The organism is Lelliottia nimipressuralis (assembly GCF_004115925.1).
GTDB lineage: Bacteria > Pseudomonadota > Gammaproteobacteria > Enterobacterales > Enterobacteriaceae > Enterobacter > Enterobacter nimipressuralis.
The window spans coordinates 181,263-205,105 of sequence record NZ_SDDX01000019.1; the positions used below are offsets into that span (position 1 = coordinate 181,263).

The following is a 23,843-nucleotide window of genomic DNA, read 5'->3' on the forward strand; positions in this document are numbered from 1 at the left end:
CAAGGAACGGACGATTAATAAGGAATCTGCACCATGAAGAAATTGTATCGACCTGTTCTCACTGTTTTGATGGTTATCGGTGCCATGGGGGTTTCTGGCTGCGACCGCAAGGAAGATGCGGGTGTGAAAACGATAGCCAGTTTTAAGGACCTGACTCCGCCACCGTTCAGCAAGGTTGTCTCGCATAAATCCGATATTGCCCAGGAATGGGTAAAGAAGGATGCTTTCGGCACACCGCAATATACGGTGATGAAAACCAACCAGTCGCCGGAAGGCTGTGAGTCAGGCAATTATTACTACATTGCGGATATGCAGCAGAAAACGGTGCAGCCTCTGATTGCTGCCCTGTGTCTTGCGGACAATATCACCCTGAGCTTCCGGGTTGAAACCGACAGCTACACGGGTGAAAAATCGGTGGTGTATTCGCACGATGGCAAGGAAATGGGGAAACTCTATCTGCCGGAGAATCAGGAGAAAAATCCATGAAGAAGCTGAAAGGCGTTATCTCAGTTTTCGCTCTGAGCCTTTGTCTGCTTTCACCGGCTCAGGCCGAAGAACAGCGTTACATCAGCATCCGCAACACAGACATGGTCTGGGTGCCGGGCAATGTCTGCGTGTGGCAGTTTCGCCTGGACAACGGCGGCAGTGGTGAGGGGTTTGGGCCTCTGACGCTCTCCCTGCGTCTGAAAGACAAAGGGGGAAACACGCTGGTTAAGGGGAATATGGCGGTGGCTGCATTTGGTGAGAGCGATGCGACTCGCTCTCAGGAAGCCTCGCTGGAGAACGAATGCGTGGAAAACGTCAGCTCTGTCGAAATCATGAAGGCAACGGAAGAGCGTAATGGTTACCAGATTGACCTGCCACTGTCTGTTTTCGACCCGCAGTATTACCAACCGCTGCAAGTCACGGTTGTCGGAGGTAAGGCGTCTTAGCCAATTCTTTACCCGTTTGATTCAGCCCCTGTCGCTTATGCCACAGGGGCTTTTTGTTTTAAGGAGCCTGTATGCCTGAACTCACTGAACTACCAGAGGGACCGTTTTCGCGCCAGCAGGCAGAGGCGGTTGCGGCTCAATATTCCAACATTGCTATAGAGGACGACCAGGGTACGCATTTCCGTCTGGTTATCCGTCATGAGCGTTGCATGGTCTGGCGAGCCTGGAACTTTGAGCCGGATGCCGGTTACTGGCTGAACCGGTATATCACTCGTTATGGCATCCGCAAATTTCCTGCATAACCACCACCAGCACATCACCGATACAAACAAAGTCAGGCCACACCTCTTTCGGGAAGTGTGGCCTTTTGTCTTTTTACCCACTGCATAAGGAGTTACCCATGCGATTAGTCAGCCGCTTTGGCCGTATAAACCAGATACGCCGTGACCGGCCTCTGACCCATGAAGAGCTGATGAGTCATGTACCCAGCGTGTTCGGGAGTGACAAGCATGAATCTCGTTCAGACCGTTATACCTACATCCCGACCATCACCATCCTCGAAAGCCTGCAGCGTGAAGGCTTTGAGCCGTTCTTTGCCTGCCAGACAAAGGTCCGTGACCAGAGCAAGCGGGAACACACCAAACACATGCTTCGCCTGCGTCGTGCCGGTCAACTTACCGGGCATCAGGTACCGGAAATCATTCTGCTTAACAGCCACGACGGCTCATCAAGCTACCAGATGCTGCCGGGGCTGTTTCGTGGCGTCTGTACCAACGGTCTGGTCTGCGGCCAGTCATTCGGAGAAGTGCGGGTACCGCATAAAGGCAATGTCGTCGAGAAGGTGATTGAAGGGGCTTACGAAGTGCTCGGGGTCTTTGACCGGGTGGAGGAGAAGCGCGATGCGATGCAGTCACTGGCGCTGCCAGCCCCGGCCCGTCACGCGCTGGCGAATGCCGCGCTGAAATATCGCTTTGGCGAAGACCACCAGCCGGTCACGGTATCGCAGTTGCTTACCCCGCGTCGCCAGGAGGATTACAGCGACGACCTGTGGACCGTCTATCAGAGGGTACAGGAGAACCTGATGAAAGGAGGTCTGTCAGGGCGAACCGCACAGGGGAAAAGCAGCCGCACCCGTGCCGTTACCGGCATTGACGGCGATGTGAAGCTCAATCGCGCCCTGTGGGTTATGGCAGAAAACATGCTCGAATTTTTCGGGCGTTAAACAACAGTTCCTGCATAAGGAGATAGTTTAATGAATACACAAAATCATCAGTTCGCGGAGCATACCGCAATTACTGCCTCAGTGGTCCCGGACGAGTTACGCATCGGTTTCTGGCCGCAGCACTTTGGCTCCATCCCACAATGGATAACCCTTGAACCTCGCATTTTCGCCTGGATGGACCGCCTGTGTACCGATTATCACGGCGGTATCTGGCGCTTTTCGACGCTCAGCAACGGCGGCGCTTTTATGGCTCCCGAGCCAGAGCACGATGAGAAGTGGACATTGTTCAACAGCATGAATGGCAATGGCGCAGAGCTTACCAGTGAAGCTGCAGGGATGGTCGCCTGTCTGATGGCATTCAGCCACCACGCCTGTCGCACCGAATGTGACGCGATGACTGAGCACTATTATCTCTTACGCGACTACGCGCTAATCCATCCGGAATGCAGCGCCATTATGCATCTCATCGACTGAGGAATACCTGACATGAATACCGCATTATCCCCGGTGTCAACGCAGCCTGAACTCTTTCCACTGATTATGGCCCCGCATGGTTATTTGCTCCCTGTGACCGCCGGATTAACCCCCTATGCCCAACGCACCATTCGCCGCGCTATCAATCTACTGGATAAATATCTGCGTCAGCCCGGCAAATCCGTTACCTCCAGTACTGCTGCTCGTGACTGGCTTCGGCTACAGTTGGCCGGACAGGAGCGGGAAGTGTTTATGGTGCTCTATCTCGATAACCAGCACCGTTTACTGGAGAGCGAAACGCTATTTGCCGGTTCGATTAACCATGTCCAGGTCCATCCTCGAGAGGTAGTGAAGTCAGCGCTTCGCTTCAATGCTGCAGCTGTCGTGCTGGCGCATAACCATCCATCCGGCGACCCGGAGCCCAGCCAATGCGATCGCAACATTACCGGTAGACTTAAAGAAGCCCTGGCACTGGTTGATGTAAACACGCTTGATCATTTGGTCGTCGGTTCAGATGGCATTGTGTCGTTTGCGGAGCGAGGGTGGATATGAAAATCATCAGTAAACGTCAGGCAATGGCTTTGTAATAACAGCATCCAGGCTCCCGGCTGTTTCGCTTCTGTACCGGCAAATATAAATGGTCTGGCAGTATCTGCCATTATGCTGGCCGGGAAGTTCAGGACATACGCGGCGTTCTGGCTGTATTTGCTGAACGTCGTCAAGACCGCAATGGTCCCTATGTCATTCTTCGAAGCGTTACTCTTAATTAATCCTTCCCTTTTATCAGGAACAATAATGAACCATCACTCAGAATCCGGTACAAAGCCGGAGAATCCCGCCTGCCAGCAGTGGGGGCTTAAACGTGCTATTACCCCCTGTTTTGGTGCCCGTCTGGTACAGGAGGGCAACCGATTGCATTTTCTCTCTGACCGCGCAGGATTTAGCGGGGTATTTGCCGTCGATGTTGCAATGCGCCTTGACCAGGCATTTCCGTTAATGATGAAGCAACTTGAGCTGATGCTGACCAGTGGAGAGCTTAACCCTCGCCACCCACACTGCGTCACGCTTTACCACAATGGACTCACCTGCGAAGCCGATACACTAGGCTCCTGTGGTTATGTCTACATTGCTATCTATCCTGAGCAAACTGAGCCGCAGTAAATCCCCGCTTATCCTCTTAAACTCACAGAGCAAACATCATGCAAACTATATCATCACACCCGACACGGGCGACTCAGCCCTGCCTGTCACCCGTTGAAATCTGGCAGCGGTTACTGACTTGTCTGTTGTCGCAGCACTATGGTCTGACGTTGAATGACACACCGTTCAGTAATGAAACCACCATACTGGAACACATTGATGCTGGAGTATCGCTCTGCGATGCGGTGAACTTTCTTGTCGAAAAATATGAACTGGTAAGAATTGACTGTAATGATTGCTCTGTCATGGAGAAGTCACCGTTCATCACCAGTATCGATATTCTACGTGCCCGGAAAGCCTCCGGTCTGATGAAACGCAACAGTCACAAAACTGTTACCAGGGTAACGGCAGGTCAACTTCAGGAGCTATAAGCTATGGGAAGTCAATTAATGTTGATATCGACAACATTGATACAATGCTGTCCAATGTAGGGAAAGCTAACAGTAACCAGATGATGAGGAGTTCGCGAAGGCTAAAGCCAGCTTCTCATCTTTATCTGTATCATCTACTCATAGGGGAATTTTGTTCACTTGGCTTTGCCCTGATTCGAGTCCCGAATCCAATGAATTAATGTGTTGGTATCTGCGTTGGTACGTATAAAATTAGTTTGTTTTTATTGATTTTAATTCAAGGGGTTAAGTGTAATGTGCGAGTCCGGCCTTCGCTGCTTGCCATCTTTTTTCAATGAACCCATTTGCTATATCGTCGTCCGCATCAAGGAATATAACCCATTCTCCCTGGTGCAAGGCTAGAGCAGCATTTCGGGCAGCATAGACACCTTGATTGGCCTGCTCGATCAGAATGAGCCGGTCATCATAGATTTGATGAAGAGCGTGGTCTGTTCCATCAGTAGAACCGTCATTGATAACGATAAGTTCAATAGCCACGCGGGTTTCACTGAGGATATTATTAACCAGACTATCAATGGTCTTTGCGGCGTTGTAAGCCGGAATAATTACGCTGACGTCGATTTTATTCTTCATCACGAGTAACTATTTCCCTTCGTTGTCATCTTTGAGGCGCCTGATCGGAATAACCAGTCTTTCCCTGATTTCCTCGTCCATGTCGAATAAGTACTCGTCACAAAATCCTTTATCGAGAGAGAGCCACTGATCAAGGACGCTTCTTTTTTTGTTGCAACGTGCACATCTCTTCATCTTTTTGCGCCCTAGTGAACTCATTGTGTGGATTACATGGAAAATGGACGCAACAAGTCTCAGCTAGATAACTAACCGTAATAAAAGGCATTTCTGCGAGTAATGTAAGTCAAGGATAACCAGGCAGGGCGCAAGAAAGATAATCGTTTTGATAGATCAGTTTTCGATATTGATCGTTAGAGCCGATCGATATGAAATGCGGTTGCGCGACTTATATTACCGGGAGGTTCATGGCTTCAGGCAAAATGGCGACTGGGTTTTTGAATGTGAGAATGACTTTTAGAATGCGCGGCTGTGTGGTCTGGAACGGGTTTGATAGGATATACGAGCGGCAGGTAGGGGCGCTGAGGCCCCGGTTTAACGTTCTCAGTAATGTGCGGTGTAATACACGAAAGCCAGTTTGTTGCCATCAGGGTCTCTGACACAAGCGCTGTAGAACCCTTCGCCGTAATGCGGACGCAGGCCAGGCGCTCCCTCGTCCGTGCCGCCGTGGTTTAAAGCGAGCGCGTGAAGCTGCTGAATGCGTTCGGCAGAACGCGCAATCAGGGCGACCATCACACCATTTCCGGTCGTGGCATACTGTTTATCAAAAGGTCTGCCGATACCCAGTGCCGTCGTATTATTACCGTTGAATACGCCCCACCATGCGACGTTCTCATTCCTGCCGCCACGGGGATACCCCAGCAACTCCATCAGCGGATCGTAGAATGTAATGGCGCGTGGCAAGTCGTTGGTTCCAAGCATCATGTAAGAATACATTGGCTCTCCTTATTGGATTCAGGGGAGTGAAAATAATCAGCTCAAATCACTCGTCCGCTTTATGAGCCCAGGCTGGCATTGCCGTCAGATAACGTTTTGCACGCTTTTGTGCTTCTTCCGGGCCGACTTTTTGCCAGGAATCAAGGAAGCTGGCTAAGCCTGATACCGCTTCTTCCCAGGGTTTAAGATTGCCGTTGCTGTCGCTGCAGTACGCGCAATATTGATCGCTGGCACTGTGTGCATCGGGTGCCGACATTGGCATTCCGCAAGCCTGACAGAACTGTTCATGTTGTGACATATGATGCTCCTTATGGTGACGTCATGATTAATAAATATACTGAATGGGTATTGTGCAGGTGATGCATCAGATCAAAGCAAAGACGAAGCTCCCGGTATCTCCAGTCAGAAATACCGGGAACCTGTTGTTACCTGGCGATGAGCGCGAACACGCCCCAGCCAAAGTATTCCCGCGCGTACGTTACGTGGCGTTTTGGCGAGATGTTTAGCTCGGCCCTGACTTCGGCGGCGAAGTCGTCGTCAGGATTGGCTTCCAGCCAGCGGCGCATGGTCAGCCATTTCGCGGCCTCATAACGGTCCCAGCCTTCCTGGTCCGCCAGTACCATTTCCACCACGTCGTAGCCGAGTTCATCGAATGCACTCACAAGCCCCGGCAGCGTCAGGAAATCGGTCGTCGAACTGACGCCACAGGCCTGCGCTATCTCGTCCGTTGCCGGAAGCTGACGCCAGTAAGGTTCACCGATAAGCATGATCCCGCCCGGTTTTAGGCTTTGCGCCAGCAGTTCGACCGTCCCGACAAACCCACCGGCAATCCATGTCGCGCCGACGCAGGCGGCCACATCGCACTTCTCTTCTGCCACATATCCGGCGGCGTCGTTATGAATGAAATGAACCCGGCTGCTGACGCCGAGTTCTTCCGCGCGGCGTCTGGCCTGCTCGCTGAACAACTGGCTCATGTCGATACCAACACCGGTAATGGCGTGATCCCGGGCCCAGGTACAGAGCATTTCCCCCGACCCGCTGCCGAGGTCAAGGATGCGGGTCTCCGGTTTCATGCGCAGCACGCGGCCAAGCGTGGCGTATTTCTCTTCGGTGAACGGGTTATGAATGCGGTGTTCGCTTTCACTGATGGTAAAAATACGTGGGATATCCAATGTGGAATTCCTTTTATTGCGTTGAGTATTAAGAGGAAGTTCCTCTGAGGTATTTGCTTTTTCGGCCAGCAGAGCAAACAGCTTCCCTTCAAATGTTTCACTGACTGGCCAGTCGTGGCTTTCAGGAGGAGGAAGCAGGGTAAAACCGACATTACCGAGCAGGCTGACGTACTCATCATTGCGCCAGGCCGTCATCTGGCTGCCGAAACGGGTGGTTTGACCGTTTGCTTCTATGGCCCAGAACTGCGTTGAGCTGGTCTGTGCTTCTTCATCCCAGCCATGTTCTGTCAGCAGCAGATGAGGGACGCCCAGAAACAGCCCGTCCGGGCAGCGTTGCCAGCTCGGTTCAGCCATTCCCTGACGCTTAACTTCGTCGAAAGCATGGACTTCAGTGAGCAGCCTGCCACCCGGCTCCAGCCACAGCGCGCAGCGGCTGACGAGTGAGCGCGCATCTGCCGCGCTGAAAACATTCAGTTCCCCGAACATCATCATGATGAAATCGAAAGATTTATCCGGCCAGTATGCGCGGATATCCTGCTGGACATAGTCGATATTCAATCCGGCACTCTGCGCCTGCTGACGGGCCCAGCTCACGGATGCCGGTGAGAAATCCACGCCGGTGCAGTAAAATCCGCGCTCTGCTAAGCGGTGGGTATAAAAGCCGGGACCGCAGCCGAGATCGAGAATACGTGCGCCTGGGGGTAATAGGTTGGCGATCCAATTCACCTGCCGCTCAATGACCTCCTGCCTGCGGCTAGCCCAGTCGTGGTCCTGCGACAAATGGTTCGCCAGCATGCGCTGGCTGAAGGCCGGTTCGTCCCAGGGGATTTTACTTTCCTCCGCTGACAGCTGGATGTGTCGGGATGAGGAAATAAGGGTGCTGATATCCATCATGCTCTCCTTAGCGGTTATCAAGCTGCGCGCGAACGTTATTCAGCCCGGTGGTGTTGATGCGGTAGGGCTGACCGTTGACGGACTTGATCAGTTTTTTGGTTTTGAGTTTTTTGAAGGTGGCAAGGGTGCAGTCGGTCAGCAACAGCCCTTCGCGGGTGTAGCATTCAACGGCGGTGACGCGGCCAGACGCATCGCGGACGTGCGCAATACGGCCACCTTTGGCGAGAACGTGTAAGGTACGTTGTTCCTGACGGGATAAATTCATACTGGAAAACCTGTTTAATCATCATGTGCAAAACGTGCAAACACACAGCGGTGTCCGCATTCGATTTCGGCGCATTGATAATCAGTCCTGCCTAAAAAGGTAGGTAAGCTGATTATCGGATGATTACATTCTCCAGCATCAAAGCCTCGGGTAGAGTTGAAAGGTATTTACGGGGTGAATAATAACACCTGGTTTTTGTAAGTGAATATCCTGAGTTGAAAAGTGTGATCCAGACAGGGGCAGTCCACGTTAGTTTGCCAACACATACAAGAGCAATAACGGTTTATGTGGCGCACGTTCACCGCCTTTGCGCCAGATAATGATATTGGCAATTGCCTGTTCGAGGGTTTTACTGGATGTCATCGCGTTACGAAATAAGAAAAATAATTGCGATGATGCTCGCAAAACCTTTTTCAATCAACCCACGTGCTTTTCACTACCCACAAAAAAAGGCGCCACCGACACCTTTCCCACTCAACTGATTTTTCAGCCTTTTATAATTTCCGTCGATAAAGCCCAGAGAAATATAAAAACGCAATAAGCACAATTAGAGCTGTCTTGAATATAGTTTTTATTCAACTACGCTCACTCGATCTCCTCACCCGCAGTCTCCCCGCCAGCGTCACATGCGTCGCCGCATCTTCCTGATTGCACAAATACTCCACCGCCAGTCGTCCCAGTTCGCTGTACGGGAGCTGAATACTGGTCAGCGCCGGGGTGAGCTGCTCGGAAATCTTCTGATCGTCGTAGCCCGCCAGCAGCATATCCTGCGGGATCTTCACGTGGTTCACGGCCAGCGCCTGATAGCAGCCGATCGCCAGCCAGTCGCTGGCGCAAAAGATCGCATCCGGGCGGGTAGGGAGTTGCAGCAGGGACTCGGTGGCCGTGTAAGACTCACTGAACTGCCAGTTGGTCGGGCGAACCAGGCTCTCGTCGTACGACAGCCCGGCCTGTTCGAGGGCGGCCTGGTAACCCGCTTGACGCTGGCGGGTGGCTTCCATCCAGCTCTCGCCGGTGATGTGCGCTATGCGTGTTGCCCCCTGGGCAATCAGATGACGCGTCACCTGGAAGGCGTTGGCGTAGTCGTCGGGAATGAACGATGGCAGCAGCGGTGAGCCGGGATCGCGCTGATTCAGCAGCACCAGCGGGAGCTGGGTGCAGTCCTGGAAATCGGTCATATCCACCAGCGTGGTGACGGGGGAGGCGAGGATAATCCCCACGCAGTTGCGCTTCTCCAGCTGGCGAATGATGTTCAGGGCAAGCTCCACGTCGTCGCCGTAATCGTACACGGTCAGCAGCGTCTCGTTGCGCCAGGCCGCATCCCGTGCCTGGCTGATGGCGTCGATAAAGGGATCGTAACTTTGCAGGGAGCTGACCAGCAGCGCCACCTCTTCCTGGTTGCGCGGCGTGTGAATGGCGGGCAGGCGATCGTAGCCCAGCTCTGCGGCCACGCCGATCACCCGCTGGCGCGTCTCGTCGCTGAGTTTGATGTTGCGGGACTGGTTGAGCACCAGCGATACCGTCGCCTGCGACACCCCCGCCGCCCGCGCAATATCGTTCATCGTGATTTTGTTTTTCCGCTTCATCCGTCCGCTCCCCCTTCAGAAACAGCATCATACCTCACGGCTTTAATATCGGTCAGGCGAAAGCGCGGTCGATCACGTTTCTTACGCGCTCAAGCCTGAACTTTGTGATTGCTGTCGCTTTTCTGAATGCGCCTGTTTGCTCATTTATAACGCAGCTAATATTTATTAGCTAAACATTATCAGCAAGTGAGGCGACGATGAAACAGCAGTGGAGCAAGGAACAGGCGCAGGCGTGGTATCAGCAAAAAGGGTGGCTGTGCGGATTTAACTATCTGCCGTCGACGGCGGTGAACTGGACCGATATCTGGCAGCAGGAGACGTTCGATGCCCAAACCATCGACCGCGAGCTGGGCTGGGCGGCGGAGGCGGGCTACAACACCCTGCGCATAAATCTGCCGTTTATCGTCTGGGAGCACGATCGCGACGGGCTACTGGCGCGCATTGAGCACTTTCTGGCGCTGGCTGACCGCCACGGGTTCAGCACCATGCTGACGCTGATGGACGACTGCGGGTTCTCGGGTGACGAGCCGTATCTCGGCCCGCAAAAGCCACCGGTGCCGGGCAAACACAACAGCCAGGCGGCGGCAAGCCCAGGGCGCGATAAAGTATGCGATCGCGACTGCTGGCCGCAAATAGAGCGCTATATCCGCGACGTTATCCGCCAGTTCCGCGATGATAAGCGCGTTCTGCTCTGGGATCTCTATAACGAACCGGGCAACCGGGGTATTTTTGCGACGGGCACCGTGGAAGTGCTCTATGACGAAAAACTGGAAACCTATGCGCATGAATTAATGAAACTGGCGTTCCAGTGGGCGCGGGAAGAAGATCCTGAGCAACCCCTGACGGTCTGCGCATGGCGCGTGCCGCCGGAAGAGGAAGGGGAGACGTTCTTCCAGCATCCGCTCGATCAAACCGCGCTGGATCTGTCGGACGTGGTGAGTTACCACGCTTACACCAACACCGGGCGTATGACGGCGATTATTCAGCAATTACAGGAGCTTGGCCGTCCCCTGTTTTGCACCGAATGGCTGGCGCGTCACGTCGGCAGCACCATCGAAGAGCAGCTTCCGCTGATGTACACCGCGAAGGTCGCGCCCTATCAGTGGGGCCTGGTTCGCGGCAAAACCCAGACCTGGCTGCCGTGGCCGGTGATCATGACCGGCGCCACCGACTACTGCCGCCTGTGGTTTCACGACGTCTTTGAAGAGAACGGCATCCCCTTCTTGCGCAGTGAAATCGCCCTGATGCGCAAGCTCCGCCAAATCGCCCCGCAGCCGCAGGCATAACAATAACGATCCGGCGGTACGCCGCCGGACAACAAGGTACGCACTATGGCAACGACAATGAAAATACCGTCTCGCGAGTTGTGGTCCTATTTTGGCTATGGTTTAGGTCAGTGTTTTAGTTTTGGTTTAGTGGGTTCATTTATTAACTATTTTTACACCGACGTGCTGGGGATCTCGGCCCTGGCGGCAAGCTCGATCTTTCTGATTGCCCGCGTCTGGGATGCGGTTCACGATCCGCTGTTCGCCAGTTTTATGGACACCATTAACAGTCGTTTCGGTAAGTTCAGGCATTTTTTACTTATCGCTCCGCTGCTGATTACCGGCGTCACGCTGCTCTCGTTCTATAAAATCGAAGCGGACATGACCACCAAAATCCTCTACGCCGGGGTGACATACATCCTGTGGGGGACGCTGTACGCCATCTCCGATATCCCGTTCTGGTCCATGTCATCGGTGATGACTAATGACTCCGGCCAGCGCACCCGCGCGGTGACGGCGGCCATGCTCGGGGTTAACGCCGGTATTGCCTGCGCGAATATCTTCTTCCCGAAACTGGCGGCGTTTTTCGCTCAGTACAGCAACGACAAAGGCTATTTTATGGCGGCGCTGGTGATGATGCTGTTCGGCCTGCCGCTGATGCTGAACGGGTTTATGCAGATTAAAGAGCGCGTGCCGCCGAGCACCGAGAAGGTGACGATGCGAGACACCTTCCACAATCTGCGCCAGAACAAGCCGCTGTTTATCATCCTGCTGTCGTTCTTTTTCTGCGTATTCCACAACGTCGCCAACGGGATTTACATCTACTTCTTTATCTACAATCTGGGCGACGGCAGCCTGCAGATGGCGATTGGCGTGATGGGGATCGTGGCGGCGGTGGTGTGTTTGATCGCGCCGATGCTGACGCGCAAAATGCAGAAACGAAAACTGTTTATGATCCTCTGCGGGCTGGATATCGCCGTGCGCGCGGTAATGTGGTTCGCGGGCTATCAGCACACGGCGCTGCTGTTCTTGCTGCTCGGCCTGAGCACGTTGTTCGTGATGATGAGCAATATCCTCACCTCGTCGATGATCGCCGACACCATCGAATACGCCGAGTACCACACCCATAAACGCTGTGCGGCGATCACCTTCTCCGGGCAGACCTTTACCGGCAAGATGTCGGTGGCCGTGGGGGGGGGCTTAATCGGCGTGTTCCTGACGATGATCGGCTACGTGCCGCAGGCGCAAACTCAGAGCGACGGCGTGCTCACCGGGCTATTCTTCGGCATCTGCCTGCTTCCGGCCATTGGCTCGCTGATCCGCCTGGGCTGCATGTCGCGCTTCACCTTTACCGAAGAGAAACACGCTGAGATTTGCCGTCTGCTGGCGGAGCGGCGTCATGCGACGACGCAGGAAAATCAAGGCGACGAGCGTCTGGATCGCCCGGTATCAGTCAACTAACCGATATTGACGCCTGCTCGCCAGGCGTCAATGCACTTTCAGAACACCGGTACGCCCAGCCCCCGTTTTACCTCTTTTAAGGTCGCCTGCGTGACTTCATGGGCGCGTTCGCTGCCTTTTTTCAGTATCTCCATCAGCTGGCTTTTGTCCTGGATGTAGGTCGCCCGCCGCTCGCGCATTGGCGCGATCAGCTCCTGCAGGCACGCTTCCAGCTCGTTTTTACAGATCCTATCGCCCAGCCCGCCTTGCTGATAGTGGTCTTTCATCGCCGCGACTTTGGCTTTATCCGCGTGAAACGCATCCAGCCAGGTGAACACCACGTTGCCCTCGATCTGGCCCGGATCGCTCACTTTCAAATGGTGAGGGTCCGTATACATGGCGCTGACGGCGCGGTGTATGGTCTCTTCGCTGGCCGAAAGGTGCAGCGTGTTGCCGAGGGATTTCGACATTTTGGCGTTACCGTCGACGCCCGGCAGACGGCTGGTGTCACTCAGCATCGCTTTGCAGTGGCGCAGCACCGGGGCGGGCAGCAGGCTATTCATCTTGTGTACGATTTCGTTGGTTTGTTCGATCATCGGCAACTGGTCATCGCCGACGGGCACCACTTCGGCTTTAAACGCGGTAATGTCCGCCGCCTGGCTGATGGGATACACCAGGAAACCGGCGGGCAGCGAGCGGGCAAACCCTTTCTGCGCGATCTCATTTTTCACCGTCGGATTACGCTCCACGCGCGCCACGGTGACGATGTTCATATACAGCATCGTCAGCTCGGCAAGCGCCGGGAGAGCAGATTGCAGGCAGAGGGTGGTGAGGTCGGGGTCGATACCTGCGGCCAGATAATCGGCCAGTACTTCGGGGATGTTGTCGCGTATTTTTTGCGGGTTACTGCCGTTATCCGTCAGGCCCTGTAGGTCTGCGACCAGCACAAACTGTTGATAGTCGTGCTGCAACGCAACACGCTGGCGTAGCGATCCAACATAGTGGCCGAGATGCAGAGGGCCAGTCGGACGGTCGCCGGTGAGAATAGTCGTTTTAGGGTTCATGAAAGACTCCTTAAGGTTTTAAAAGCCGAAAGACGTCTCTGAAATGCAATAGCCGCCTTTCGGCGGCTATCTGAAAAGAGGGAAAACACTTCCGGGCCGCCTTTAAGAAGGCAGCCACCACAGGGTGTGATGTAAAGCGGGGAGGTGTTTTCTGTTCATCGAATTACCGTATCATGTTCTGAGCGAAACACAACAGGGGATCGTATGCTGCAATCACTCAACCACCTCACGCTGGCCGTCAGCAACCTGCAAACCAGCGTGGCGTTCTGGCGCGATCTGCTGGGTTTGTCACTGCATGCGCAGTGGGACACCGGCGCGTATCTTACCTGCGGCGATCTCTGGCTGTGCCTGTCGTTTGACGAGACTCGCGACTATGTTCCGCCCAACGAAAGCGACTATACCCACTATGCGTTCAGCGTCGCACCGGCAGATTTTGACTCGTTTTCACACAGGCTTGAGCAGGCGGGCGTCACCGTCTGGAAGAGCAATAAAAGCGAAGGGGCGTCGTTCTATTTTCTCGATCCAGACGGGCATAAGCTGGAACTGCATGTGGGCGATCTCGCCGCGCGACTGGCGGCGTGTCGGGAAAAGCCCTATGCCGGGATGCAGTTTTATTCACCGGCGTGATCGCAAACCATCTCACGCTGCGAAATGTCCATCTGCGCGTAGCCTGCCGCCAAAAACAGCCGCGCAAAACGCTCCGGCACCGCGACCGGGGTGCTGATTGCTGGATACTGCTCGCTCAGTGTTTGCAACAGGCGCAGCGCCTCTCCCTTACGCCGCGATGCCGGTTCCACAAACAGATAGCGCAGCTGCGGCGCCGGGCCGTGAGTCATGATGGCCGCCCATGCACCTCCGGTGGTTAACACCTTGCAGGGTAACGAGCGCAGCGCCAGCGGATCGAGCTGCCAGGGCGTGGTCTCCCGTGGCGCAGAAAAGAGCGCACGGTAAAGTGCATCCAGCGTGGTAGTGTGCAGTTCTGCGCCCGGCGGATTCTCCGTCGTGATGGCTTTAAAGCCGTACAGCGCCTGTGAATCGCGAAACCCCAGCGATCGGTACAGCGCAATCCCGGCGTGATTCTCGGCGATCACTTCCAGATAAAAACGCGCTACGTCTTTGGTTTTCAACGTGGCGAACAGCGGTGCGAGCATCGTGCGGGCCAGCCCTTTCCCACGAAGTGGCGGAACGATAGCAAACGCCGCGAGACGGGCGAGAGCGTCACGTCGGGCGATAATGGCGATTGCCACCGGCTCACCATTCTGCAGCCAGACGCAGGAGTCTTCCATGCTCATCCCCTCTGCGGCAAAACGCAGGGCAAAAGCCTCGGGCGTGAGCGAAAACGGGACGAAATAGTGCTGAAAACAGCGCTCCAGAATGCGAGTAAGTTCCGTCACGCTGAAGTGAAGGGCGCTGACTGCGGTCAGTTCCATGAGGGTCATCCTCAGTAAGGGAGAGGACATCAGTGTAGCGGATGAATCCTCTCCTGTATTTCTGAATGCCACGCGTTTTCAGCTTACTGGGAACGGCAGAAATTACTCCCCCACCAGTTCAATTCTGTTCCCGTCGGGATCGGCGATCACCGCTTCGTAAAATCCATCGCCTGTCATGCGCGGTGCGCTGAGCAGGGTACTGTTCTGCCGCGCCTGTTCCGCCATACGATCCACATTCGCTTTGCTGCCGACATCGAGGGCGATATGCGCCCAGCCAACAAATTCCGGGTAAGCGGGCGCGTCGGCCAGCTCCGGGACCGTCATCAGCTCAATCGTCGGGCCGTCGGTGAGCGTAATAAAGTGCGACGCAAAGCCGGGGCGGTTTTTGCTGATGTAAATCTCGTTGCTGCGACCCCCGAAAACCGTTTCCCAGAACTGAACCTGCGCGGACAGGTTGCGGGTCCAGAGGGCGACATGTGCAATTTTCATATTAAGCCTCGTTGTTTGCTGCGCGTTGTTGGGTGATATTCCTGGAACCGGGCGGGCAACTCTTCCCGCTGCACTTTTTGCTGCGATCGCTCAGTGTGGCTGACGGGCTGAAACCAGAATCCGTCGTAAGGCTGAGTAGCCACAAGCGGGTGAGATGGCTTGCTGCGTTTTATCATCACGCTCCCTTCCAGGCTGCATTGTTGACAGGGTGAGCGTCATGCAACATTATGCGCATTGATGCTCGATTTGGATTATTACAGGACTCTTTATGCTCGATTATGCTGCTTTTCCGGAACAACGACAAGACCTGATCCGCAAGATCCTTCAGGAGAAGGGCCGGGTGGTCTGCACGGAGTTAGCCACCCAAATGAAGGTGTCGGAGCACACGATTCGCCGTGATTTACATGAGCTTAGCAAAGAGGGTTTATGCAAAAAGGTCTACGGTGGCGCGGTGCTTCAGCTGCCGGATGCGGGAAACTTCCTTAGCCGCGAGCAAAAAAAATCCTGCAAAAAAAGACATGATCGCGCAGAAAGCGGCAACCTTTATCAAACACGGCAGCTGCATTTTTATGGATACCGGCACAACCAATCTGGCCCTGGCGAAAGCGTTGCCTGCCGATCTGAAGGTGACTATCGTGACCAATTCGCCGGCAATTGCGGCGGAGCTGCTGCGCCATCCGCTGTGTGAGGTGATCATGACCGGCGGGCAGATTCAGCGCGCCTCCGGCGGCGCGGTTGGGGCGACGGCGGCCAGCCAGATCCAGGGGATTATCTTCGATCAGGCTTTTATCGGCGGCTGCGCAATGGACCCAGAAATGGGGCTGACCGGCTTTGATTTTGCCGACTGCGAGTTCAAGAAAACGGTGATTGCCCAAAGCAATCAGACCATCGTGGCGCTGACCACCGACAAGATCCCCGGCGTCGCGCGCTTCGTGGTCGCCAAAACCGGTGATATCGATGTGCTGGTGGTTGAAGCGAATATGAACCAGGACGTTCTTAACGCGTTCGCGACTCAGGATGTTCGCATTGTGTGCGCCTGACGACTTTGCCAGGCAAAACAGGCTACACTCTCACTTTGAGCGCTAAAAGCCGAGGATAATAACAATGCACTTCACACAGAAAGATCGCGACAACACAGAAAAATCAGAAGGGAAAAACGGCGCGGGCGCGCTTCAGCAAAAACTACTCGAGTCTCGCTCGATCATTATCTCCGGTGAAATTGATCAGGCGCTGGCCGAGAAAGTGATCACCCAACTGATCCTGCTGCAAAGCGTGAGCAACGATCCGATCAAGCTGTACATCAACAGCCAGGGCGGCCACGTGGAAGCGGGTGATACCATTCACGACTTTATCAAGTTTATCCGCCCGGATGTGCACGTGATCGGGACCGGCTGGGTGGCGAGCGCCGGGATCACCATCTTCCTGGCGGCGAAAAAAGAGCACCGTTATGCGCTGCCGAATACCCGTTTCATGATCCATCAGCCGCTGGGCGGCGTGCGTGGTCAGGCAACGGATATTGAAATCGAAGCGCGTGAAATCATCCGCATGCTGGACCGCGTAAACAAGCTGATCGCCGATGCGACCGGCCAGCCGCTGGAAAAAGTGAAAAAAGACACCGACCGTAACTTCTGGATGTCTCCTGCCGAGGCGCTGGATTACGGCGTCGTGGGCAAAATCATCACCCAGTATGATGAACTGAAACTGGATTAAGTGTTCCTGTTAGCGCCCGGTTTCGGGCGCTAACGTTCATGTAAAATAATCGCTGTCCAGTTGGGTCTTATGACCTCCGGAAATTCCGGATACGGCTCCAGCCGTGTACAAGCCCCGGCCCAGATAAAGGTATCCTCGCCCACCCGATACCAGTGCGCATTGCCTTCCACCGCATCTCCCACCACCGCCCCCTGAACCGTCACGCGACTCCCGGCAGGTAGCGCATTCGCAACGGGCGAAAAAACCGACGGATTTTCCCTGCGTGTGAAAACGCCCATCGTGGTGCTAACCGTTCCTGAAACAGGAAGTTCAGTGTAATGGCTCATATCAGGCCTCGTAACAGCGCGCTCATAGTCATTAACGATATAAGTCGCCAGGGATCGGGCGATAACCTTAAAGGCTGAAACTGTCACGGTGTGTCATGCGAACGGCTGAAGGGGAGGGATTTGGCGGCCAATTGACCCACGACAAAGCAGCCTCACGGCTCGTCTCTCATAATCGGACCTGTTTCCCTTCTCACTGGTGCTTTCCATGGCGTATCAACTGAATCTCAACTGGCCGGAATTTCTTGAAAAATACTGGCAAAAACAACCCGTTGTGCTGAAAAATGCCTTCCCGAATTTTGTCGATCCGATCACGCCTGATGAACTCGCGGGCCTGGCAATGGAGCCAGAAGTCGACAGCCGTCTGGTCAGCCATTTCAACGGTGAGTGGCAGGCGAGCAACGGTCCTTTCGAGCATTTTGACGGACTGGGTGAAAACGGCTGGTCGCTGCTGGCGCAGGCGGTGAACCACTGGCACATGCCGTCCGCAGAGCTGGTACGCCCGTTCCGCGTGCTGCCAGACTGGCGTCTGGACGATCTGATGATCTCCTACTCCGTGCCTGGCGGTGGCGTTGGCCCGCATATCGATCAGTACGATGTGTTTATCATTCAGGGGATGGGCAGCCGCCGCTGGCGCGTGGGTGACAAGCTGCCGATGCGTCAGTTCTGCCCGCATCCGGCGCTGCTGCACGTCGATCCCTTTACGCCGATTATCGACGAAGATCTGGAGCCGGGCGATATCCTCTACATTCCGCCTGGATTCCCGCACGACGGTTTTACCCACGAAACGGCGCTGAATTATTCCGTGGGCTTCCGTGGGCCTAACGGTCGTGATCTGATCAGCAGCTTTGCCGACTACGCGCTGGAAAACGATCTGGGCGGCGAGCACTACAGCGATCCGGATCTGACCTGTCGCGAACACCCTGGCCGCGTAGAGCAGTACGAACTTGATCGTCTGCGCAACATGATGATCGAGATGATCAGCCAGCCGGAAGATTTCAAAAAATGGTTCGGCAGCTTTGTCAGCACTCCGCGTCACGAGCTGGATATCGCCGCGGCAGAACCGGCTTACGAACCCGAGGAGGTGCTGGATGCCCTGCAGGGCGGCGAAACGCTCTCCCGCCTGAGCGGTCTACGCGTGCTGAACGTGGGCGGCGGTTTCTTTATCAACAGCGAACTGCTCGAAACGGTGGATGCGAAAGCGGCCGATGTGCTTTGCCGTTACACCGAGTTTGGCCAAAACGAACTCGGCGACGCGCTGCAAAACCCGGCGTTTATCGCGGAACTGACCGATCTGATTAACCAGGGTTACTGGTACTTCGAAGAGTAATCCGAACGATGAACCTGCGGCGACGTAGCCTTTGCGCCGCCGCAGTGTTAATGTTCGTGTGTCATCCGCCCACGCATACGCCATCATGAATCTTGCCGCACAGCCTGATAGCTCAACCAAACGCCTGTTCTGCGTTGAGGATTTTATTGGCTTCGGCGAGCGCTACGGTATTGATTATCGCTTTCCGCATCTGGCAGATAACGCCTGGGACAGCCCCGTTCTGCACGGCGATGTCGAAGAGATGACTCTCTCCTCCGGTATTTCCCTGACGCACTCTGACGTGCGCGTGCTCCAGCCCTACGAAACTACCTCCCGCCACAGCAGCCCGCTTTATATGCTGGTGGTGCTGGAAGGTTGCGTCACGCTAACGCTGAACGGCCAGGAATATCAGGTGCTGCCGGGGATGGCCTTTAGCTCGCAGCTTAGCGAACAGCAGGCGATGAGCGCCCGTCACGACGCAGATTGCACCCTGAAAACCCTCTCCTTTGGCGTCTATCCGAATAATGCCGATCGCCAGAGCTTACTGGAAACGCTGCTCCAGGAATGGCAGCGTCTGAATGCGCCAACGTTCGTCTGGCCGGTGCCCGGATTTGTATTGATCGGCATTCAGCATGCGCAGCAGAAGGGGCTGAGCGCCGTGGCGCGCACGCTGTTGCTCGAAGGGCTGATGTACCAGTTGCTCGGCCACGGTCTGAACCAGTGCCAGCCGCAAACAGGACGCAGTGCTTTGCCGCCGAGCGGGGAACATGCCCGCCTGGAACGCATCCGGCGCATGCTGGAACAGTCGCCGGAACAGGAGTACACCCTCGCACAGCTGGCGACGCAGGCGGCGATGAGCTCTGGCAGCCTGCGGACGAAGTTCCGCCACGCCTATGGCAAAACGGTGTTTGATTACCTGCGCGACTGCCGTCTGGAGCTGGCACGCCGCTATCTGCTGGAAGGGCACAGCGTGCAGCAGGCTGCGTGGATGTCCGGATATCAGCACGCGACCAATTTCGCCACTGCGTTTCGCCGTCGATACGGTATCTCCCCCGGCGATCTGCGCCGACACGGCTAACTCACTTTTCGCCATCGCGCGAATCTCCCGCATACGATTTGTCATTTCGCATACGTCACCTGGCGTCGCGCATAGCTGTTTGCGATCTCAAAAAGGTAATAATTCTTATTAACAATTAGAAATACCTTTGGAGACTTTCATGTTCGCTAAATCACGGCTGGCACTGCTGGTGGGATGGGTGACCGGCAGCGTTGCGTTCCCTTTGCTGGCGCAGGATACGCCGAAAACCGAAACCGTCGTTGTCACCTCGCAAATGCAGAGTGGCGCCACCAAACTCGAGACGCCGGATATCGAAACCCCGCAGTCGGTGTCGATCGTGACGCGCGAGCAGTTCGAAGAGCAGGGCGCGACCAGCGTGCGCCAGGCGGTGAGCTATACGCCTGGCGTCTACAGCAACCAGATTGGTGCGTCGAACCGCTTTGATTACATCGTGCTGCGCGGCTTCTCCGACGGCAGCCTGGATAACGTCTATCTCGACGGCCTGAAAATGATGGGGGACACCAACTCCCACAGCTCGCTGGTCGTCGATCCCTGGTTCCTGGAAAATATCGAAGTGGTGCGTGGCCCGGCATCCGTGCTGTACGGGCGCTCCTCGCCGGGCGGTATTGTGGCGCTGACCTCGCGCAAACCCTCATTTGATGCGGGCGGTGAGATCAAACTCTTCGCCGGGAATAACGATCAGCGCGGGGCGATGTTCGACGTCACCGGGCCGCTGGACGATAACGACCGCGTGGCCGCACGTCTGAGCGGGATGACCCGCTACGCCGATTCGCAGTTTGGCCCGCTGAAGGAAGAGCGCTACGCGCTGATGCCGAGCCTCACCTGGCGTATCACCGACAATACGCGTCTCGATCTGATGGCCTATCTGCATCGCGATCCGGAAGGCGGGAGCCACTCTGGCCTGCCGTACGAAGGCACCGTGGTTCCCCACGACGGCAAGAAGATTTCCAATACTTTCTTTGAAGGCGAAGACGATTACGACAAATATGACCGCCGCGAGAACATGGTCGGCTACAACATCGAACATATGTTTGATAGCGGCTGGTCGGTGCGCCAGAAGCTGCGCTACCTGCATACCAAAGTCGAGCTGAATCAGGTCTATGCCGCAGGATGGCTGAACGAAACGGATCTAAATCGCGGCTACTCCGGTTCCGACGAGAAGATGAACGCGATCACGCTGGATAACCAGGTGGACGGCAGCTTCGATACCTGGGCGGTGAACCACCGTGTGCTGATCGGTCTGGACTATCAGGATCGCAGCAACAACACCACCGGCTACTACGGCGGTTTCCCGCCGATTAACGCCTTCCATCCGGTGTACGGCGCGAAGCCGGATTACATCACCATGTACAGCAAAGAGAAGCACAAGCTGCGCCAGACGGGCTACTACCTGCAGGATCAGATGTCCATCGACCGCTGGCGTCTGACGCTGGGCGGGCGTTACGACCAGGTGAGCGTCTCCAATATCGACAAGCTCAACAGCAGCCGCAGCGATCTGGATAAGAACAACTTCAGCAGCCGTGCGGCGCTGCTGTACCTGTTCGATAACGGCATTGCGCCGTACATCAGCTACTCCACGGCCTTCACGCCGACCAGCTTTGCCGATGAGAACGGCCAGATCCTGGACCCGATGAAAGGCAAGCAGTGGGAAGCAGGCGTGAAGGTGGAGCCGGAGGGGATGAACAGCCAGTTCAGCGCGTCGGTGTTCCGCATTAACCAGAAAAACATCGCCACCAAAGAGGAGCCGACAGATCCGTACCGCTCCATCGGGGAGATCGAATCGGAAGGCGTGGAGCTGGAAGCTATCGGCCAGCTCACCGACAGCCTGCGCGTGCAGGCGGCCTATACCTACACGGACATTCGCTATAAGAAGAGCAGCCCGGAAGAGGAGGGCAAACGCGCCGTCTACGCCCCGCGCAATATGGCCAGCACCTGGCTGAGCTACGATGTCAAAACCGGTCCGTTTGACGGCCTGACGCTCGGTTCCGGCGTGCGTTACGTGAACGGTGTGACGAGCGATCGCCAGAACACGCACACGCTGCCGTCCTATACGCTGGTGGATGTGGCGGTGGGATACGATCTGTCGAAGCTGGGTGTGAAGGGGTTGAGCGCGCAGCTTAACGTGAACAACCTGACAGACGAAAACTACGTGGCGGCCTGTAACTCGCTCTCTTACTGCTACTTCGGCGCAGAGCGCAGTATTGTCGGCAGCGTGTCCTGGAAGTTCTGATGTGAGGCTCATGGAGAGTGTTGCCGCCCGGCGGCAACACTACTCCTCCATGGCGATATAAGTCGCCTCGCCCATTTTCTTCAGCGCCTCACGATTTCTCTCGTTGGGCGGCAACGCGACGTTAATCCGCAGACAGTTGCGATATTTCCCGGATGCGGAAAACAGCGATCCCGCCGCAGCCTGAATCTTCAGCGCACACAGCTGCTTACTGACGCACACCATATCCACCTGCTCCGGTAATTCCACCCACAGCAAAAAACTCCCCTGCGGGCGCGTCACGCAAATCTCAGCCGGGAAGTATTGCCGCACCCAGCAGGTGTAACGCTCCATATTTTGCTGATAAATCTGACGCATACGCCGCACATGCCGGTGGTAATGCCCGTCGCGGATAAACGCCGCCACCGCCATCTGCGTAGCGGGAACGTTAAACCCGCCCGCCGCGTATTTCATGTGCATCACCCGATCGTAATAACGGCCTGGCACAATCCAGCCGACGCGCAGCCCAGGGGCGACAGTTTTGGTAAACGAACTGCACAGCAACACGCGCCCGTCGATATCGAAAGAGTGAATGGTGCGCGGGCGTGGGTATTCCGCCGCCAGCTCGCCGTAAATATCATCTTCGACGATCACAATATCGTGTCGCTGGGCCAGCGCCAGAACCTGCCGTTTGCGCGCTTCCGGCATGATAAAGCCGAGCGGGTTATTACAGTTCGGCACCAGGATCACCGCTTTGATCGGCCACTGCTCCAGCGCCAGTTCCAGCGCTTCGATGCTGATCCCAGTTTCAGGATCCGTTGGGATCTCAATGGCTTTGATATCAAACCCGCGCAGCATCTGCATGGTGCCGTGAAACGACGGCGACTCTACCGCCACAATATCTCCCGGCTTACACACGGAGAGCAGCGCCAGAGAGAGCGCGCCGTGGCAGCCGTTGGTGATGACAATCTCGTCTGCCGCGACGGTCGATCCGCCATCGAGCATCAGGCGCGCGATCTGCTCACGCAGCTCTTTACGCCCCTCCAGCACGTCATAGCTCAGCATTTCCGCCGGATTGTGCTGCGCGATGCGGCTCATCTCGCGCCACAGGGGTTTCAGGCTCGGCTGGGTTAGATCCGGCGAGCCGCCGCCAAAGGAGACCATCTCGCGATCGCCGCGCGCATCGAGCAGCATCATCACTTCATCCCACTGGGTGACGTCCACCGGGCGCTGCACCGGGCGGGTCATCGCCGGAACGGGCGGCAGGGCTTTTTTCTGCGAGACAAAATAGCCTGAGCGCGGCTGGGGGGTAATCAGCTGAAGATTTTCGAGGATCTGATAGGCCTGCTGAATGGTGCTGATGCTGACGCCATGCTCCTGGCTAAGGGCACGCACCGACGGCAACCGCTCGCCGCTGCGATACAGCCCCTGTTCAATGCGTTGCGCCAGGAGATTGGCCAGATGTTGGTAGCGCGTCATGCTGTATCCTCAAATGTGACCATACAGATGGTTAAACCAGTACAGATTAGGGCGATAATCGCCATGCAGATTCATTTTTAGCGGATCTGTATGTTAAAGAAAAGTTGTTTTTGAATCTGTATTGTAAAGCCGGTTTCCGACGATGATAGAGCCTCAAACAGCGTGAGGAGAACATCATGGAATTCAACGAAAACCGCCCAAACAGACCTTTTATCGGCTTCGTTTTTATCTGGCAGGCGTTTATTAAATGGCGTCGCCGTCAGCAGACGCGACGTGTGTTGCAGGGCATGAGCGACGAGCAGCTGAAGGATGTTGGATTAACGCGAAATGATGCATGCAATATCTGAATGGCAGGGCATTTATCTGCGGGGGAGCAGATAAATGCCTGA

27 protein-coding genes and 3 pseudogenes are annotated in these 23,843 nt (G+C 55.5%); 18 read left to right on the forward strand and 12 right to left on the reverse strand.

All coding sequences use genetic code 11. The features are described from left to right. The first annotated feature begins 33 nt into the window (after positions 1 to 33). From ETG88_RS15605 to ETG88_RS15645, 9 genes and pseudogenes are all read left to right on the forward strand, one after another. Entirely contained in the window at positions 34 to 486 is a 453-nt protein-coding gene (locus tag ETG88_RS15605; protein ID WP_129035739.1) for a YfjS/YafY family lipoprotein, read from the forward strand. Beyond that, positions 483 to 932, forward strand: a complete 450-nt coding sequence (locus tag ETG88_RS15610) for an IrmA family protein (protein ID WP_000734140.1) — start codon at positions 483 to 485, stop codon at positions 930 to 932. Before ETG88_RS15605 ends, ETG88_RS15610 begins: the two co-directional genes overlap by 4 nt. Before the next feature lie 71 nt (positions 933 to 1,003). Then, a complete protein-coding gene (locus ETG88_RS15615) occupies positions 1,004 to 1,234 on the forward strand; it encodes a DUF905 domain-containing protein (RefSeq protein WP_063925496.1) in 231 nt (76 codons plus the stop codon). A gap of 98 nt (positions 1,235 to 1,332) precedes the next feature. Beyond that, positions 1,333 to 2,154: a DUF932 domain-containing protein gene (locus ETG88_RS15620; RefSeq protein ID WP_129035740.1), complete on the forward strand. Its 822-nt coding sequence runs from the start codon at positions 1,333 to 1,335 to the stop codon at positions 2,152 to 2,154. Between the two features lie 30 nt (positions 2,155 to 2,184). Beyond that, positions 2,185 to 2,628, forward strand: coding sequence for an antirestriction protein (locus tag ETG88_RS15625; RefSeq protein WP_129035741.1), 444 nt, complete (start codon positions 2,185 to 2,187; stop codon positions 2,626 to 2,628). A gap of 12 nt (positions 2,629 to 2,640) precedes the next feature. After that, complete coding sequence (gene radC, locus ETG88_RS15630; protein WP_129035742.1) at positions 2,641 to 3,180, forward strand: RadC family protein; 540 nt, start codon at positions 2,641 to 2,643, stop codon at positions 3,178 to 3,180. Continuing rightward, positions 3,177 to 3,398: pseudogene (locus ETG88_RS15635) on the forward strand (DUF987 domain-containing protein). Before radC ends, ETG88_RS15635 begins: the two are co-directional and overlap by 4 nt. A gap of 25 nt (positions 3,399 to 3,423) precedes the next feature. Next, the gene (locus ETG88_RS15640; RefSeq protein WP_038628665.1) at positions 3,424 to 3,789 is read left to right on the forward strand and encodes a type IV toxin-antitoxin system YeeU family antitoxin; all 366 of its coding nucleotides are present in this window, start codon (positions 3,424 to 3,426) and stop codon (positions 3,787 to 3,789) included. Positions 3,790 to 3,827: 38 nt separating this feature from the next. Continuing rightward, a complete protein-coding gene (locus tag ETG88_RS15645) occupies positions 3,828 to 4,199 on the forward strand; it encodes a TA system toxin CbtA family protein (protein ID WP_038628663.1) in 372 nt (123 codons plus the stop codon). Positions 4,200 to 4,463: 264 nt separating this feature from the next. Here the strand turns inward: ETG88_RS15645 and ETG88_RS15650 are convergent, their stop codons facing one another. The 7 genes and pseudogenes from ETG88_RS15650 to ETG88_RS15680 all read right to left on the reverse strand — a co-directional run bounded on the left by ETG88_RS15650 (position 4,464) and on the right by ETG88_RS15680 (position 9,661). Next, complete coding sequence (locus ETG88_RS15650; RefSeq protein ID WP_164971807.1) at positions 4,464 to 4,811, reverse strand: glycosyltransferase family 2 protein; 348 nt, start codon at positions 4,809 to 4,811, stop codon at positions 4,464 to 4,466. A 540-nt stretch (positions 4,812 to 5,351) separates the two neighbouring features. Further along, positions 5,352 to 5,744: a VOC family protein gene (locus ETG88_RS15655; RefSeq protein WP_129035743.1), complete on the reverse strand. Its 393-nt coding sequence runs from the start codon at positions 5,742 to 5,744 to the stop codon at positions 5,352 to 5,354. Positions 5,745 to 5,790: 46 nt separating this feature from the next. Continuing rightward, positions 5,791 to 6,042 carry a zinc ribbon domain-containing protein gene (locus ETG88_RS15660; protein WP_063163721.1) on the reverse strand — a complete coding sequence of 84 codons (252 nt, stop codon included), beginning with the start codon at positions 6,040 to 6,042 and terminating at the stop codon, positions 5,791 to 5,793. A gap of 127 nt (positions 6,043 to 6,169) precedes the next feature. Continuing rightward, positions 6,170 to 7,810, reverse strand: coding sequence for a class I SAM-dependent methyltransferase (locus ETG88_RS15665; protein WP_129035744.1), 1,641 nt, complete (start codon positions 7,808 to 7,810; stop codon positions 6,170 to 6,172). A 7-nt stretch (positions 7,811 to 7,817) separates the two neighbouring features. After that, the gene (locus ETG88_RS15670) at positions 7,818 to 8,075 is read right to left on the reverse strand and encodes a YjhX family toxin (RefSeq protein WP_004131894.1); all 258 of its coding nucleotides are present in this window, start codon (positions 8,073 to 8,075) and stop codon (positions 7,818 to 7,820) included. A gap of 252 nt (positions 8,076 to 8,327) precedes the next feature. Continuing rightward, a pseudogene (locus ETG88_RS22475) lies at positions 8,328 to 8,438 on the reverse strand (phosphorothioated DNA-binding restriction endonuclease family protein); the annotation flags it as partial. A 212-nt stretch (positions 8,439 to 8,650) separates the two neighbouring features. Next, the gene (locus tag ETG88_RS15680) at positions 8,651 to 9,661 is read right to left on the reverse strand and encodes a LacI family DNA-binding transcriptional regulator (protein WP_129035745.1); all 1,011 of its coding nucleotides are present in this window, start codon (positions 9,659 to 9,661) and stop codon (positions 8,651 to 8,653) included. A 197-nt stretch (positions 9,662 to 9,858) separates the two neighbouring features. Between ETG88_RS15680 and ETG88_RS15685 the strand changes: the two genes are divergently transcribed. Both ETG88_RS15685 and ETG88_RS15690 read left to right on the forward strand, forming a co-directional pair. Beyond that, on the forward strand, positions 9,859 to 10,947 hold the full coding sequence (locus ETG88_RS15685) for a cellulase family glycosylhydrolase (protein WP_129035746.1): 1,089 nt from the start codon (positions 9,859 to 9,861) through the stop codon (positions 10,945 to 10,947). A 45-nt stretch (positions 10,948 to 10,992) separates the two neighbouring features. Next, positions 10,993 to 12,387: an MFS transporter gene (locus tag ETG88_RS15690; RefSeq protein WP_102104506.1), complete on the forward strand. Its 1,395-nt coding sequence runs from the start codon at positions 10,993 to 10,995 to the stop codon at positions 12,385 to 12,387. A gap of 38 nt (positions 12,388 to 12,425) precedes the next feature. Here ETG88_RS15690 and trpS read toward each other — a convergent pair whose 3' ends face one another. Continuing rightward, positions 12,426 to 13,430 (reverse strand): tryptophan--tRNA ligase, encoded by a 1,005-nt coding sequence (gene trpS / locus ETG88_RS15695; RefSeq protein WP_129035747.1) that lies wholly within the window; start codon positions 13,428 to 13,430, stop codon positions 12,426 to 12,428. A gap of 204 nt (positions 13,431 to 13,634) precedes the next feature. Between trpS and ETG88_RS15700 the strand changes: the two genes are divergently transcribed. Continuing rightward, positions 13,635 to 14,057, forward strand: coding sequence for a FosA family fosfomycin resistance glutathione transferase (locus ETG88_RS15700; RefSeq protein ID WP_102104508.1), 423 nt, complete (start codon positions 13,635 to 13,637; stop codon positions 14,055 to 14,057). On the opposite strand, the gene ETG88_RS15705 is transcribed toward ETG88_RS15700, so the two are convergent. Together ETG88_RS15705 and ETG88_RS15710 are read right to left on the reverse strand one after the other, a co-directional pair. After that, positions 14,042 to 14,860: a GNAT family N-acetyltransferase gene (locus ETG88_RS15705; RefSeq protein WP_129035748.1), complete on the reverse strand. Its 819-nt coding sequence runs from the start codon at positions 14,858 to 14,860 to the stop codon at positions 14,042 to 14,044. The genes ETG88_RS15700 and ETG88_RS15705 overlap by 16 nt on opposite strands. A 102-nt stretch (positions 14,861 to 14,962) precedes the next feature. After that, on the reverse strand, positions 14,963 to 15,349 hold the full coding sequence (locus tag ETG88_RS15710) for a VOC family protein (RefSeq protein ID WP_129035749.1): 387 nt from the start codon (positions 15,347 to 15,349) through the stop codon (positions 14,963 to 14,965). 268 nt (positions 15,350 to 15,617) lie between these two features. On the opposite strand from ETG88_RS15710, the pseudogene ETG88_RS15715 reads away from it, so the two are divergent. Further along, a pseudogene (locus ETG88_RS15715) lies at positions 15,618 to 16,389 on the forward strand (DeoR/GlpR family DNA-binding transcription regulator). Between the two features lie 64 nt (positions 16,390 to 16,453). Then, entirely contained in the window at positions 16,454 to 17,059 is a 606-nt protein-coding gene (locus ETG88_RS15720; protein ID WP_102104512.1) for an ATP-dependent Clp protease proteolytic subunit, read from the forward strand. A 29-nt stretch (positions 17,060 to 17,088) separates the two neighbouring features. On the opposite strand, the gene ETG88_RS15725 is transcribed toward ETG88_RS15720, so the two are convergent. Beyond that, entirely contained in the window at positions 17,089 to 17,472 is a 384-nt protein-coding gene (locus tag ETG88_RS15725; RefSeq protein WP_233446116.1) for an SH3 domain-containing protein, read from the reverse strand. Positions 17,473 to 17,590: 118 nt separating this feature from the next. Between ETG88_RS15725 and ETG88_RS15730 the strand changes: the two genes are divergently transcribed. The 3 genes from ETG88_RS15730 to foxA all read left to right on the forward strand — a co-directional run bounded on the left by ETG88_RS15730 (position 17,591) and on the right by foxA (position 21,999). After that, positions 17,591 to 18,712, forward strand: a complete 1,122-nt coding sequence (locus ETG88_RS15730; protein WP_129035750.1) for a ribosomal protein uL16 3-hydroxylase — start codon at positions 17,591 to 17,593, stop codon at positions 18,710 to 18,712. An 85-nt stretch (positions 18,713 to 18,797) separates the two neighbouring features. Then, positions 18,798 to 19,769, forward strand: a complete 972-nt coding sequence (locus tag ETG88_RS15735; protein ID WP_129035751.1) for a helix-turn-helix transcriptional regulator — start codon at positions 18,798 to 18,800, stop codon at positions 19,767 to 19,769. Positions 19,770 to 19,890: 121 nt separating this feature from the next. Further along, positions 19,891 to 21,999, forward strand: coding sequence for a ferrioxamine B receptor FoxA (gene foxA / locus ETG88_RS15740; RefSeq protein WP_102104515.1), 2,109 nt, complete (start codon positions 19,891 to 19,893; stop codon positions 21,997 to 21,999). Positions 22,000 to 22,038: 39 nt separating this feature from the next. Here foxA and ETG88_RS15745 read toward each other — a convergent pair whose 3' ends face one another. Next, positions 22,039 to 23,454 carry an aminotransferase-like domain-containing protein gene (locus ETG88_RS15745; protein WP_100780770.1) on the reverse strand — a complete coding sequence of 472 codons (1,416 nt, stop codon included), beginning with the start codon at positions 23,452 to 23,454 and terminating at the stop codon, positions 22,039 to 22,041. Between the two features lie 176 nt (positions 23,455 to 23,630). Here ETG88_RS15745 and ETG88_RS15750 point away from each other — a divergent pair, with 176 nt between their 5' ends. Further along, complete coding sequence (locus tag ETG88_RS15750; protein WP_100777782.1) at positions 23,631 to 23,801, forward strand: DUF1127 domain-containing protein; 171 nt, start codon at positions 23,631 to 23,633, stop codon at positions 23,799 to 23,801. The last annotated feature ends 42 nt before the right edge of the window (positions 23,802 to 23,843 follow it).